This is a genomic window from Sporosarcina sp. FSL K6-3457, from assembly GCF_038007285.1.
GTDB lineage: Bacteria > Bacillota > Bacilli > Bacillales_A > Planococcaceae > Sporosarcina.
In genome coordinates, this window is the sequence record NZ_JBBOWX010000001.1 from 4,015,315 (window position 1) to 4,027,862 (window position 12,548).

Below are 12,548 nucleotides of genomic sequence, written 5' to 3' on the forward strand. Positions count from 1 at the left end.
CTATAGATCTCTCCTTTCCTTACGAGCTAAGTAAAGAAAGAAAGGCACCCCAACCAGAGCAACCATCGCACCTATAGCAAATTCTCTCGGTGGATTGACCATCCTCGACGCAAAATCAGCCCACATGAGCAAAATAGCTCCTAAAAGGGCTGAAAATGGAATCACAACCCGATAACCCACTCCTACCAACCGACGTGCGATATGTGGAACAACAAGACCAATAAAGCCAATAGAACCCGCTACCGCTACCGATGAACCAGCTAAAATTACTGCCGCAGTTAGTCCGAGCAGTCGTACCCGCTGGACATGAATACCTAGACTAGTAGCAGATTCATCACCGAGGGACAAAAAAGTAAACGAACGCCCCATCGTGATGGACCACCCAATCGTTATTAAAACAATTGGCGTGAGTAGTTTTAGATGATCCCAATTCACTCCTGCCACACCCCCAGCATACCAAAAAGCCAAATCCTGGCTCAGATCAAAGTAGATAGCAATTCCAGTACTTAGCGAGTGTAGAATGGCGGCCACAACAGCACCTGCAATGGTTAACCTTAATGATGTTAAGCCGCCTTGCGTCGATGACCCCAGTATTACTATAAAAAAAGTGGTCAGTGCGGCTCCTATGAATGACATCACCATTAATCCCGAATAAGACAATCCTGGCAAAAATGAAAAGCTAAGCACAACTACAAATGCAGAGCCCGCATTCACACCAAGAATTCCGCTATCTGCAAGCGGGTTGCGAGTTACAGCTTGCAAAATGGCACCTGCCACAGCAAAAGCCATCCCGGTAACAGCAGCTCCTAGCACACGAGGAAGTCTTAGTTCATATACAATTTGATGGTAGGTTAAAGTCGAATCATAATTGAATACTGCTGACCAGACCGTACCGAGCGTCAGCTCCTTGGCACCGTAAGAAATTGCCATAAACAGCGTGAAGAAAAACCCTGCAATAGCAGCAATAAACCATAGCGTTGTCTTAACTTTTCCACTCCATTTCATACCGTTGAATTTCAAAATCCTCTCTCCTAGCAACCTACCAAATGATAATGATTATCAGTATCGATTGTAACCGACCTTTATTAACAATACAAGTAGTAAATATTCCACATAGGAACTGTTTAGAGATTGTTATAAGATGACTCTCACCAAAGGACTCCTGTCAGCAGAGCTAAAAATTCACGATTAAAAAGAACAAAAGCGCTAAAGCGCCTCTGTCCACGTCCCAAGTGTAAACAATTCACTTGGGACTTTTCTTCGCCCTCCGCATGGTTCCACCACAAAAAGGACATTCCATCTCAACTTCTTCGTCCTTCTTTAATTCCACTTGAAAATCTTGTACAACAAAATCAGGAACATCGTCTTCTTCACGACAATCCACACACTCAAATAATACTGTCTCCATTTCTTCGTTTAAACCAAATGGATCATCTTCCTGTAATGATTGTAGAAATTCTTTGCTCAATTCATCCCGTTCTTTGTTTCCTGTCATTTGCTGATTCTCCTCGTATTTTGATAATCTCCATCCCCTCCATGTAATGATACAAAAATCCATAGTCAGCATGCCAGATTTCCACTAAATCCATCTCACGATGGCAATGTGGGCACAGGAAAGGATCACGATTAAAGGCCTCAATCATACGCTGTCGATACGTTTTCTTTTTTTGTTTCCTCTCCAACAGTAATGATAATTGTCTTGTGCGCATGAACGCATAAAGGGTCAAAACTTGTTTTGCCTTTTTATGTTTCGTTCTGCTATACAACCCAAAACGACCCACCATTCTAAAGTGTTTGGGTGGGATGTGCTGTAAAATATTATATAGAAATCTATACGCAGACTGTTTCACATCTACTCTTTTTCCTGTTTTGTGATCCTCATACCAATACGTGACCATCTTACCGTCATATTCTTCTATGCGATATTCAGCAATTGCAGGTCTAGCCAAGTATCTACCGATGTATTTGGCAGCTCCTTTTGCATTTTGCATTTTCTTTTCCGCATTTACATAAAAGCCCTTCGGATAACGACTGTACAAGTCATTTACTAAATCCTGTGCTCTTTGATCATCAGAAAACCACTTTTTCACCAAATCAAGAAGTACTTTCTGCCAAGATTTCCTCAAGTATTCATACGGAATATATTCGCTTGGACTCCATTCGTTCCGATTATCAATTGCACCTTCTGTCACTAAAGCATGTATATGAGGATTGAATTTCAAATCCCTACCAAAGGTATGGATTACCGTAATAATACCTGTTTGTAACTGACGCTTCTTACTTTTCCGTTGGTAATAAAATTGAAAAACCTGAGCTACCTGTTGACTCAGTTCATTCAACTTTTTACGATCTTGAAAAAAGATGTTTCTAAGTTCCTGTGGAACTGTAAAAACCATATGACGATGTGGAACATTCAATATCAGTTCCTGCTGTTTATCGGACCAATCATCCGTATATTTTTTCCCGCACTTATTACAAAAACGACTTTTACATGTGAAACAAACGAATACAGGCCTTGGGTTCCCTTCGCATCCTAAACATTCATATTTAGCATACCCCAAATCAGAAGACCCGCATTTGATTGTTTTTAGAACTGTTTCCTTGATATCCTCTCGATAAGATTCCGGAAATAAGTGCTCGTGTAAATACCAAAATCCCACGAAATGATCTTTCAATATTTTCTTGATGACTCCTTCATTATCTCGGCCCATATTCCATCCTCCTATCGTTATACGAACAGTTTATCGAACAGTTATCCACAAGTCGAGAACTTTATAATTTCCTAGACAAGAACAAAGCTATACACAATGCCATTTATCAATGGACAATGTATATAGCTTATTGTTACGACTCCAGCAATCAAAATTCTGGGCTAAGTATACCACTTTTATCAAGCCACCACGCTGACCGTCACTTTAAACAAATCTCCATCCACTTCGATTGTCATATTCCCATTATGCAAATCGACGATGGATTGTGCGATAGCAAGGCCGAGCCCCGAGCCATCTGTATGACGCGATGTATCCGCCCGTTTGAAGCGTTCAAATAACTCATCGGTATTTTCACCAAGCTCATACTTCGTCACATTTTTCACAACGAATTCCGCACGACCTTCCACTTTTCGCAGCGTAATGTAGACGCGTGTACCTGGCAATGTGTACTTAATGGCGTTGACAATTAAGTTATCCAGTACACGCCACCAGCGTTTACCATCCACATACGCTAAAAGCTCCGAATCAGGCATAGTCACCCTGAAATCCAATCCAATTTTCGAAATTTCTTCTTCATGCTCCGCAAGAGCTTGTTGCAATAATTGTGCCAGATCCACACGCTGCCTTTGCAACTCCAAATTGCCACTCGCCATTTTCGACACTTCGAATAAATCCTCAATTAACGTCTTCAAACGCTGTGATTTTTTATCCAACACATCAACATATTTTGTACGTTCTTCTACTGTCAGATCTTCATTTTTCAATAAATCTGTGTACGTAATAATTGACGTCAACGGTGTTCGTAAATCATGACTCACATTGGTGATCAATTCCGTTTTCAAGCGTTCACTTTTCGCCTGTTCACTCATTGAATCACGGACACCCTCACGAAGATTATTCAAATTCTTCGCATGCTTCGCCAATGGGGATTTCCCCTCAATCTCAATTTCTTTGTGTAATCGGCCATCTGCCATTGCTTCTGTCGCCGCCATAATATGATTCAAGTAGGCTGCCCTTCTCACAAAAATATAAAGTACCGGCAAGCCTAGGAACAGAACACATACTGTATACATAATAATAAAGATTGGATCGATAAATATAGTGACGAACCCAATTCCTGCAAGGAAAAAGCCAATGAGTAGGATGAACATTTGCGTACCAATCTTGCGATTCAAAAACATCCCTTGCATGGCTAGTACGAACTTCGCACTATAACTGTCCTTAATTTCCTGTTCCAACTTACCTTCCATCTTCACCGTTTCAATCAGGAGAACGAGTTGAAATACGCTTACCCATAAAAAGCATAGGAATATGCTAAACATACCAACTAACAGGACTCCATATTCGATATTATACTGAACAACAAGCCTTATATATCGGTAAGGCAGGCTGAACACAAACATCAAAACGATGCCACCTGAAATAATTAATAAAGCAGCCTTTAAATCCAACTTTAGCTGGTCATAACGCGTTGTAAAACGGCTCATTGTCACCCATTCTTTTTTAAAACGTATAGCTGCCAACAAGACTATTAAGGACAGTATCCCTAGCCCCCAGAAAATATAAAGGGCCAGCTTTTCTTTGTTATATCGGGTGATATCATTCCCCAGTGAACTTTCCATTAATACATCTTTTGGCACGACGACTGTTCCTTCAAAATTTTTCACCGCTTGTGGCTGATTAGAATTCGAAGCAGTATTTTCCTTATGCTTAGAGACAGCCAAGTCAGTCTCTGTTTCCGGCTGATTATGCTCCGGGACAGCTTCAATAACTTCCCCAGTTGAGCTAGTCACCTCAGTCGCAACTCTGTCCAAAAACACTGAAGTACTACTCCTATAATCCTCTGGCGGATAATAATCAATATTATAGTTACTTTCCCAATTTGTCTCTGCCCGTAAATAGCCTTCCTTCGCATTGAAAATCTTTTTATAGTAGGCTGCTGCATCGACATTTCCTGATGTAAACGTTTCTCCTGTTTCTATGTCCGTTAGTTCATAACTCACAGGGAAAGTAAGCCTTTCCCTAGCATTTTGAATATATTGCTGCAGCTCTTCCTCCAACTGTTTCTCTTTACTCGCACGGACCTTTGCCTCGACATGTGCATCCGATTCAAAGTTTTTTCGAATATCCTCGATTTTCGCATCACGTTCTGCTATTAAGTTCGCTTTCAGTTTCTCACTCTTCCCAGCTTCCGCATCAGCAATTCGTTCTACATATTGCTCTTCAATATTGCCAACCTGCTCGGAAAGTGTACCGTAATACGTACGATGCTCTTCAATTTCAGACCGCGTCACCGTAATTCGTTTTTTCTCAGCTTCTATATCAGGAGGATTTAAAACGGCTGCCCCTATATTTTCGTAAAAGCGCCACATTTCCCATTTGAAATCGTTTACTTCAACATAATCCTTCCCAATATATCGGGGGCTCTCTTCAACAAATGATAATAATGCCATTAAAAATACAGCAACTAATGCAGTCCAGATAATTATTTTCAACCTGTAATTCTTCCTCACCATCACACACTTCCCTTCATCAGCCGCGCGAGATAAGCGACTGCTCGACTCGAACGTTCTACACCATTCCCGACCAAGTCGATGATGTGGGAAAAGCAATAGCCAATACTAAGCGCCGCAATGATAAGTGCAACGATTGACCCCAAAAACGCGTAATCACTTTTCGATTTTGTAGCCAATGCCCCACACCACCTTTACGTACCTTGGATTTTTTGGATCTGCTTCAATCTTCTCACGAATTTTACGAATATGGACTGCGACAATATTTTCCGCATTGTATGCTTCCTCATTCCAAACACGCTCATAGATTTCATTAATGGAGAATACGCGTCCCACATTTTTCATGAGTAATTCTGTAATTTTGAATTCAATCGGTGTCAGCTTTACCGGATTACCATCGAGGGTAATTTCCTTCGCGTCTTCATCCAACACGAGTCCATCGATTTCAACGATTTTCTGCCCATCATATGTACCTAACTGAACGTAGCGTCGTAGTTGCGATTTGACTCGCGCCATTAACTCCATCGGGTGGAATGGCTTCGTCACATAATCATCCGCACCGACAGACAAACCGTGAATCTTATCAGAATCCTCCGCCTTGGCGCTCAGCATAATAATCGGGATATTGCGCGCTTCCCGAATTTTGAATGTCGCCGTAATACCGTCCATATTCGGCATCATAATATCGAGAATGAGCAGATGGACCTCATTCGCCTCTAATAATTCAAGAGCCTCTAGTCCATCTGCGGCCTTTAGTACGTCATAGCCTTCATTTTTCAAATAAATTTCAATCCCATCACGGATATCCTGATCGTCATCCGCCACAAGTACTTTGAACTTCGCCATCATCCGCACCTCACTTTTTGTCACTCTATGATACCAATTGTAACGACCAAATCTTAACATTCACCAACTGGAATTATGAAGAAATTCTTAAGATGGTATTTTCAATCCAAATAATCAAGGTAGAGGAATTATTATCCACTTGATATACTTGAAAGAATGGAAGGAGGAATATCTTGTGAAAGGACGTTTTTTCTGGGTGGCGCTCGGTTTGATTGGCGTCAGTTGGGTTGTGAATTCTATGTACGCTTACTCAAAACAGCTCGATGAACCCATCTTCTTAGATCACTATATAGATATGGTCTATCAAGATCATTACTATATGACGTTTTACTATTTAACGAACAAAAATGATACATCCTCTATCGTTTCTATGAATGCTGGCGATAGTAGAGCCTATCCAACAGAACAGTCTTATGGTTGGAATGGGGTTGATCGAATTGATAATCGTCAGACGTTCAATCATTATGTGTTACGAAGTGTCAACGTAGAATTTTATAATCCTTATGGAGATCGATTGGAGGATTCATTTACAGAAATGGATGTCGTGTTTTCAGACGGTAGAGTCGTCACCGCTCCTATCGGACGCATCATGACTCACCCATCGACTATAGATACAAGACCCCTTGAACACACAAGTAGTGGAAGTAGTAGCGATAACACCGGACAAAACTACTATCGCACGCTTGAACCATTGACAATCGAAGCGGTTGAATACTCATTCCAAGATGACTTACAGGACGACCTCTCCATTAAGCTGCATACATTGAAAGGTCAATTGAAATCAAAAGCAACGGAAGCAGCATTTTCTGATTTGATGGATAGCGAGTGGAACGACTTACCTGGGACCGACTTGGAAAATGTTATATTTCCTTTCCATTTAAAAGAAAATGATAGGATTAGTATTCACAGTAAGCTCCCTACAACGTCAACAAAAGTTTTGAATGTAACTATCTATATCTCTGGCACAACCGAATCAGGAACAGACTTCACTACAACGTCTGGCATCATCACACAGCCTTATTTAGAAAAACAGGATGTAGCTGAACTTATTGAGGCGAAAACAAGGGGGGATACTGATGAATAAAGCATTGCGATATCTATTCTGGGGATATCTTTTCATCTTTTTCCGCATTCAAATTGGCATTGATTGGCTCGCGGATCCTCTCGGCTATCTATTCATTTCAGCAGGTTGTTTGCTCCTGCTCAAGCAATATCCACAGGCTAAAAAAGCAAGAATTGTAGCGATGATTGGTGTAGTCATTACGATTCCAGCTGTTTTCATTGATCTATCAGCACCGTATCTCGGCATGTGGGAAATCTATTCGACAGCGCTATTTTTCCTCAAATTAATTGTTGCTTATTTTTTATTTGATGTTCTAAAAAGTATTGTCGCGGATTATGGTAATCAAAGACTCATACAGCGAACGAAAAATGTCTATACGTTTTATATCGTTATCCATCTAGCATCACTTTTACTCATGTCTTTCTCTATGAACATGCCCGAATATCCTTGGGCTACTTTTGTCGTCGCCCTTGCCATCGGCGCCTTTATTATCGATATTGGTTTTCTTATGCTGCTAGGAGCTATTCGGCGTGAGGAACCGACTCGAATAACTCATGCTCATGACTATTTAATTTGAACGTCAAAACAGACAGGAAGCTAATTATGCTCCCTGCCTGTTTTTCTTTCTCCCGCCCAATGTTAAAACAAGTATTCCACCAAGCAGCAGCGCAACACCCATCCAAGACGTCATATTCAACTGCTCCCCCACTACAAGCACGCTTAAAACGGCAGCAGTAAGCGGCTCAGCAAGTGACAGTGTGACCGCTGATGACGACGGAATTCTTTTCAACCCTACGGAGAATAAAATATACGCAACACTCGTCGTCGCAATCCCCAGATATAACACGACCGAAATCCCACGACCTGTCAGCAAACCTTCTGTTTCGAATAAAAACAAAAATGGTAGCAGCATCATTGCACTCACCGAAAAGATTACCGCAACAGCGGGTACTGTATCTACCTTAGCAAGTACCTCTTTATTGACAAGAGTATAAAATGCAAACAACAATCCTGCTCCCAATGACATAGCGATACCAATTGGATTGACGACGATGCCCTCTTTATTTAGAAAGAGCAGTGCACAGCCGATAATGGCAAGTGCTGTTGCTATCATCCACACTCGTGTTGGACGACGTTTTACTAATAACCATTCAATAATGCCCGAAAACACAGGCGCACTCCCGATGGTGACAACTGTTCCAATTGCCACGCCGGTTAATCTAACCGATGAAAAGAATAAGTACTGGAAAACTGCCATCGAAATAGCAGCATATAATGTAGATTTCCACGGCCAATTTCGGAAATTGATTTTACGCAGGACAAGTAAAATGATGAGTAATGAAAATCCGCCCACTGCAAGTCTTGACGCCCCCACCGCCAACGGGTGAATCGTTTGTGGCATGAACGTCTGCGCAGTACCTGTTGTCCCCCAAAAAATTGCCCCAAACAGGACAAGTAAATATGAAATACGTTGTGACACAGAAATCCCCCTTTTCTTTATATAGAAGATACCATATACATTGACTAAATGGACATGGTGGCAATGAAGCGAGGGGCACGTAATAGATTTGCATAAATTATTTATATCAATAGCTACATAAAAGCCCGAAATGCAGTTAGCATCTCGGGCAAGAATTTTCCCTATTTTCTTAGATAAAATCTGCGATCTCATTTAACGGTAAGCGAGAAGAGCCATATGCGGGAGCTGCGGCTTTCCCTAATGCGATTAGCACAATCGGGAATACATTCTCTGGAAGGTCGAATCTCTCAGCGAATTTCACCTTATCGAAACCGCCCATCGTTACAGTATCATAACCTTTTTCTTTCGCAACCAACATTAATTGCATAGAAACAAGTCCCGCATCGAAAGAAGCTATATTCATTCTTGCTTCTACTGGAGCATTTGGATAGACTGCATATGTACTCGCGACAGTACGATCTTTAATCGACTCATCCATATGTCCTTCTGCAACGTTTTGTGTATAGATTTGTTCCACTTTCTTATAAGCATCGACATCTCCCAAAATCGCAATCACAGCAGATGCTTCTTCCGCTTGGACTTGATTGTTAGCGATTGTTTTCAGCTCCTTCTTTACTTCTGTATCTTGAATCACTAAAAAACGCCAAGATTGGAGGTTACTTGATGATGGAGCGATTGTCGCAAGCTCTAACATTTCTGTGATTTCCTCTTTTGGGATCGTAGTATTCGGATCGAATACCCTCACCGATTTTCTTGCCTTCATAACACTATATAAACTTGAATCCACTGTTGTCGTCATATTAGTTCCTCCTACTCAATAACTTACTAATAGTAAGTCTACAGCTATAACTTACCATTAGTAAGTTATAGCTGTCAACACTAATGATTCATGATAAGATGAATGCAAGAGGAAATAGAATGGAGGTTTGACAAGTGGATCAACCCTATAACTGTACAACACCACATATCTGTAGCAATTTCCATGATACGATTGAATTTATCGGCAAAAGATGGACAGGGATCATTATTTATACATTGATGTCGGGACCAAAACGATTTTATGAAATCGGCGAGAGTATTCCAGGGATTTCAGATAGACTATTGACTGAACGACTGAATGAATTAGTTAAAGAAGGCCTTGTTACCAAAAAACATCTTGACTCCTCCGCTAAGAAAGTTGAATATGAACTAACACAAAGTGGCATGGCCTTAAAGGATGTTATTATCGCAATTCGGGACTGGTCAGAACAACGAACAAACCTTGTAAAAAGGTAAGTTAGATACAATCTATAGAACAGCTTAGATATATAAATTTTCTTTCATTCCTCCATGCATATACAAAGCAAATAGACTATGATAAACTGTTGTGCAGGCTTTTCGCCACGTGGTTCATCAACCATCCCACGTAAAAAAACTAGGAGGAAGTAAATAATGAAAGTTAAAACGTTGGCAACAAGCGGGATTATCGCTGCTTTGTATGTTGCTGTCACTTTACTAGTGGCACCATTCGGATTCACAAATGTGCAATTCCGTATTTCAGAGATGTTCAACCATCTCGTTGTTTTTAATAAGAAATTCATATTCGCTATTGTACTAGGTGTTTTTGTAGCAAATTTATTTTCACCACTCGGATTATACGACTTGGTTTTCGGAGTAGCTCAATCGCTCATCGCACTGTCGATTACGATTTTCTCTGCAAAATTTATTAGCGGAATTTTAAAACGGATGTTATTCAATACAGTCGTGTTCACATTTTTAATGTGTATCATCGCATTAGAATTAAATCTTGCCCTAGAATTACCATTTCTACTCACATGGTTAACCGTTGCAGCAGGGGAATTTGTCGTTATGGCAGTCGGAATTCCGATTATGCTTGCGTTGAATAAACGACTTAACTTTGAAAAACTCATCTAATATGAATCCCCTCTATTTCACTGTTCACACTTGAAGTAGAGGGGATTTTTTAAGGAGGATTTTATGTACATCACAATCGAAGAAGCGGCTGAACACTTAGGGATGCCTATTGGACAAGTCCAAAAGTATGTATTGGAAGGGCGTATTCGCTCCGTCCACGATGGCGAACAATTTCTCATTAATAAAGCACAATTCACTCTCTATTTCGAGCAGCTCGAAGCTTTAAAACAACAAATTGATGACTGGCGCAACGAACCACTTCCGCCCGATCGCGATATCAAAGATGAAGACTGACAAGCCGGCTAAAGATACAAATATCTTTAGCCGACTTTCTACTTATATCAGTATAATTTAACGTTTTTAAGAGCAATCTATTTTTACCAAATGGTTGCTTTCATGTCACTTTACTAGTATAGTTGAAAATTGTTTCTAAATGATGAGCAATTTAAGGGGGAAATATGAAGAAAATTTCAAATGTCTTTTTTATCGCAATCGGGTTGATTATCGCCGTTGTCATCTATGGCGCATTATCACCTGAAAGCTTCGGAGCTATCACAGAACACGCCAAAAACTTCGTTGCATCACGTTTTGGTTGGTACTATATGTTACTCATGTCATTCATGGCTATACTTAGCGTCTACTTTGTCTTTAGTCCATATGGCAATATTCGACTTGGCAAGGATACCGATCGACCACAATTTTCAACCGTTACATGGATTGCCATGCTATTTTCAGCCGGAATGGGAATCGGGGTTGTCTTTTACAGTGCCGCTGAACCATTATCACATTTTGCTATCAGTCCAGCGACGGAAGATCCTAATACGGATGCCGCTTTCAAAGAAGCTTTGCGCCAGTCTTTCTTCCACTGGGGATTCCATGTATGGGCTATGTATGGAGTTATTGCCTTATCACTCGCCTTCTTCCAGTTCCGTAAAGGAGAACCGGGATTAATTTCAGCAACATTGAAGCCGATATTCGGTAAAAAGATGGAAGGTCCTTGGGGCATTTTCATCGATGTACTTGCCGTTTTCGCGACATCGTTTGGAGTCGCCACGACTCTCGGCTTCGGTGCTGTTCAAATTAATGCAGGCCTTCACTATTTATTTGACGTGACGATTGGCATTAAATCGCAGTTCGTTATCATTGCAGTTGTGACGGTTTTATTCGTTGCGTCTGCGTGGTCTGGCCTGAGTAAAGGTATCAAGTACTTGTCAAACGCGAACTTAATACTGGCCTTTATTCTACTTGGGCTGATTATCATTTTGGGGCCTACATTACTCATTTTCAATATGTTCACTGACTCACTTGGTGGCTATATCGCCAACCTAATTCCGATGAGTTTTGGGACAGCACCATTGAATCCAGATAATCGGCAATGGCTCGATAGTTGGACAATTTTCTATTGGGCATGGTGGATTTCATGGGCACCTTTCGTCAGTATGTTTATCGCCCGTATTTCAAAAGGACGTACCATTCGAGAGTTCATGGTTGGCGTACTTGTTGCACCTACATTACTCGGGACGTTCTGGTTTTCGGCATTTGGTACAACCGCAATCGATATTCAGAAAAAAGGACTCGTCGATTTAACAATTCCTTCGACAGAGTTGACGATTTTCGAAATGTTCAATGTGATGCCGATGTCGCTCTTCATATCAGTTTTAGCGATTTTCTTAATCGCTTCGTTCTTCATCACATCAGCCGATTCCGCGACATTCGTTCTCGGCATGCAGTCGACAAACGGTTCGTTGACGCCGCCAAATAACGTCAAACTTACTTGGGGCACCATCCAATCGACAATCGCCTTCATTCTGTTGTCCGTCAATGGACTGACAGCCTTACAAAACACCATTATCATTGCAGCACTGCCGTTTTCGTTTGTCATGCTGTTGATGATTGCGTCATTGCTCAAGGCGTTAAAGGCAGAATTGAAGTTAATAAAATCAAAAAAATAACATAAGAAAAGGCTCATTCATTGAATAAAATGAAGGAGCCTTTTCTTGATATTGGCGGTTGTTCATAAG

General features: G+C 40.9%; 14 protein-coding genes and 1 riboswitch. Of the genes, 6 read left to right on the forward strand and 8 right to left on the reverse strand.

What is annotated here, in order from left to right:
- The 6 genes from N1I80_RS19400 to N1I80_RS19425 all read right to left on the reverse strand — a co-directional run bounded on the left by N1I80_RS19400 (position 1) and on the right by N1I80_RS19425 (position 6,070).
- The gene (locus N1I80_RS19400) at positions 1-1,005 is read right to left on the reverse strand and encodes a FecCD family ABC transporter permease (protein WP_445683715.1); all 1,005 of its coding nucleotides are present in this window, start codon (positions 1,003-1,005) and stop codon (positions 1-3) included.
- A 238-nt stretch (positions 1,006-1,243) separates the two neighbouring features.
- Positions 1,244-1,495, reverse strand: coding sequence for a hypothetical protein (locus tag N1I80_RS19405; protein ID WP_340736278.1), 252 nt, complete (start codon positions 1,493-1,495; stop codon positions 1,244-1,246).
- The gene (locus N1I80_RS19410; RefSeq protein ID WP_340736277.1) at positions 1,470-2,711 is read right to left on the reverse strand and encodes an IS91 family transposase; all 1,242 of its coding nucleotides are present in this window, start codon (positions 2,709-2,711) and stop codon (positions 1,470-1,472) included. Before N1I80_RS19410 ends, N1I80_RS19405 begins: the two co-directional genes overlap by 26 nt.
- A gap of 179 nt (positions 2,712-2,890) precedes the next feature.
- On the reverse strand, positions 2,891-5,206 hold the full coding sequence (locus tag N1I80_RS19415) for a sensor histidine kinase (protein ID WP_340739478.1): 2,316 nt from the start codon (positions 5,204-5,206) through the stop codon (positions 2,891-2,893).
- A gap of 20 nt (positions 5,207-5,226) precedes the next feature.
- Positions 5,227-5,403: a hypothetical protein gene (locus tag N1I80_RS19420; protein WP_340739479.1), complete on the reverse strand. Its 177-nt coding sequence runs from the start codon at positions 5,401-5,403 to the stop codon at positions 5,227-5,229.
- Positions 5,381-6,070 carry a response regulator transcription factor gene (locus N1I80_RS19425; RefSeq protein ID WP_340739480.1) on the reverse strand — a complete coding sequence of 230 codons (690 nt, stop codon included), beginning with the start codon at positions 6,068-6,070 and terminating at the stop codon, positions 5,381-5,383. The genes N1I80_RS19420 and N1I80_RS19425 overlap by 23 nt, the downstream gene beginning before the upstream one ends.
- A gap of 175 nt (positions 6,071-6,245) precedes the next feature.
- Between N1I80_RS19425 and N1I80_RS19430 the strand changes: the two genes are divergently transcribed.
- Positions 6,246-7,154, forward strand: a complete 909-nt coding sequence (locus N1I80_RS19430) for a hypothetical protein (RefSeq protein WP_340739481.1) — start codon at positions 6,246-6,248, stop codon at positions 7,152-7,154.
- Entirely contained in the window at positions 7,147-7,710 is a 564-nt protein-coding gene (locus N1I80_RS19435; RefSeq protein WP_340739482.1) for a hypothetical protein, read from the forward strand. The genes N1I80_RS19430 and N1I80_RS19435 overlap by 8 nt, the downstream gene beginning before the upstream one ends.
- A 24-nt stretch (positions 7,711-7,734) precedes the next feature.
- On the opposite strand, the gene N1I80_RS19440 is transcribed toward N1I80_RS19435, so the two are convergent.
- Both N1I80_RS19440 and N1I80_RS19445 read right to left on the reverse strand, forming a co-directional pair.
- The gene (locus N1I80_RS19440; RefSeq protein ID WP_340739483.1) at positions 7,735-8,613 is read right to left on the reverse strand and encodes a DMT family transporter; all 879 of its coding nucleotides are present in this window, start codon (positions 8,611-8,613) and stop codon (positions 7,735-7,737) included.
- Between the two features lie 169 nt (positions 8,614-8,782).
- A complete protein-coding gene (locus N1I80_RS19445; protein WP_340739484.1) occupies positions 8,783-9,412 on the reverse strand; it encodes a nitroreductase family protein in 630 nt (209 codons plus the stop codon).
- 134 nt (positions 9,413-9,546) lie between these two features.
- Here N1I80_RS19445 and N1I80_RS19450 point away from each other — a divergent pair, with 134 nt between their 5' ends.
- From N1I80_RS19450 to N1I80_RS19465, 4 genes are all read left to right on the forward strand, one after another.
- On the forward strand, positions 9,547-9,888 hold the full coding sequence (locus N1I80_RS19450) for a winged helix-turn-helix transcriptional regulator (RefSeq protein WP_340739485.1): 342 nt from the start codon (positions 9,547-9,549) through the stop codon (positions 9,886-9,888).
- A 103-nt stretch (positions 9,889-9,991) separates the two neighbouring features.
- A riboswitch (PreQ1 riboswitch) is annotated at positions 9,992-10,037 on the forward strand.
- 7 nt (positions 10,038-10,044) lie between these two features.
- Positions 10,045-10,527 (forward strand): QueT transporter family protein, encoded by a 483-nt coding sequence (locus N1I80_RS19455; protein ID WP_340739486.1) that lies wholly within the window; start codon positions 10,045-10,047, stop codon positions 10,525-10,527.
- 63 nt (positions 10,528-10,590) lie between these two features.
- On the forward strand, positions 10,591-10,821 hold the full coding sequence (locus N1I80_RS19460; protein WP_340739487.1) for an excisionase family DNA-binding protein: 231 nt from the start codon (positions 10,591-10,593) through the stop codon (positions 10,819-10,821).
- A 164-nt stretch (positions 10,822-10,985) separates the two neighbouring features.
- The gene (locus N1I80_RS19465) at positions 10,986-12,479 is read left to right on the forward strand and encodes a BCCT family transporter (RefSeq protein ID WP_340739488.1); all 1,494 of its coding nucleotides are present in this window, start codon (positions 10,986-10,988) and stop codon (positions 12,477-12,479) included.
- Positions 12,480-12,548 lie beyond the last annotated feature (69 nt).

What these genes read in the sequence shown, in the direction of transcription:
- N1I80_RS19400 (WP_445683715.1), bottom strand. Translation starts at nt 1,005, where the DNA reads ATGAAATGGAGTGGAAAAGTTAAGACAACGCTATGGTTTATTGCTGCT.
- N1I80_RS19405 (WP_340736278.1), bottom strand. Translation starts at nt 1,495, where the DNA reads ATGACAGGAAACAAAGAACGGGATGAATTGAGCAAAGAATTTCTACAA.
- N1I80_RS19410 (WP_340736277.1), bottom strand. Translation starts at nt 2,711, where the DNA reads ATGGGCCGAGATAATGAAGGAGTCATCAAGAAAATATTGAAAGATCAT.
- N1I80_RS19425 (WP_340739480.1), bottom strand. Translation starts at nt 6,070, where the DNA reads ATGGCGAAGTTCAAAGTACTTGTGGCGGATGACGATCAGGATATCCGT.
- N1I80_RS19435 (WP_340739482.1), top strand. Translation starts at nt 7,147, where the DNA reads ATGAATAAAGCATTGCGATATCTATTCTGGGGATATCTTTTCATCTTT.
- N1I80_RS19445 (WP_340739484.1), bottom strand. Translation starts at nt 9,412, where the DNA reads ATGACGACAACAGTGGATTCAAGTTTATATAGTGTTATGAAGGCAAGA.
- N1I80_RS19455 (WP_340739486.1), top strand. Translation starts at nt 10,045, where the DNA reads ATGAAAGTTAAAACGTTGGCAACAAGCGGGATTATCGCTGCTTTGTAT.
- N1I80_RS19460 (WP_340739487.1), top strand. Translation starts at nt 10,591, where the DNA reads ATGTACATCACAATCGAAGAAGCGGCTGAACACTTAGGGATGCCTATT.
- N1I80_RS19465 (WP_340739488.1), top strand. Translation starts at nt 10,986, where the DNA reads ATGAAGAAAATTTCAAATGTCTTTTTTATCGCAATCGGGTTGATTATC.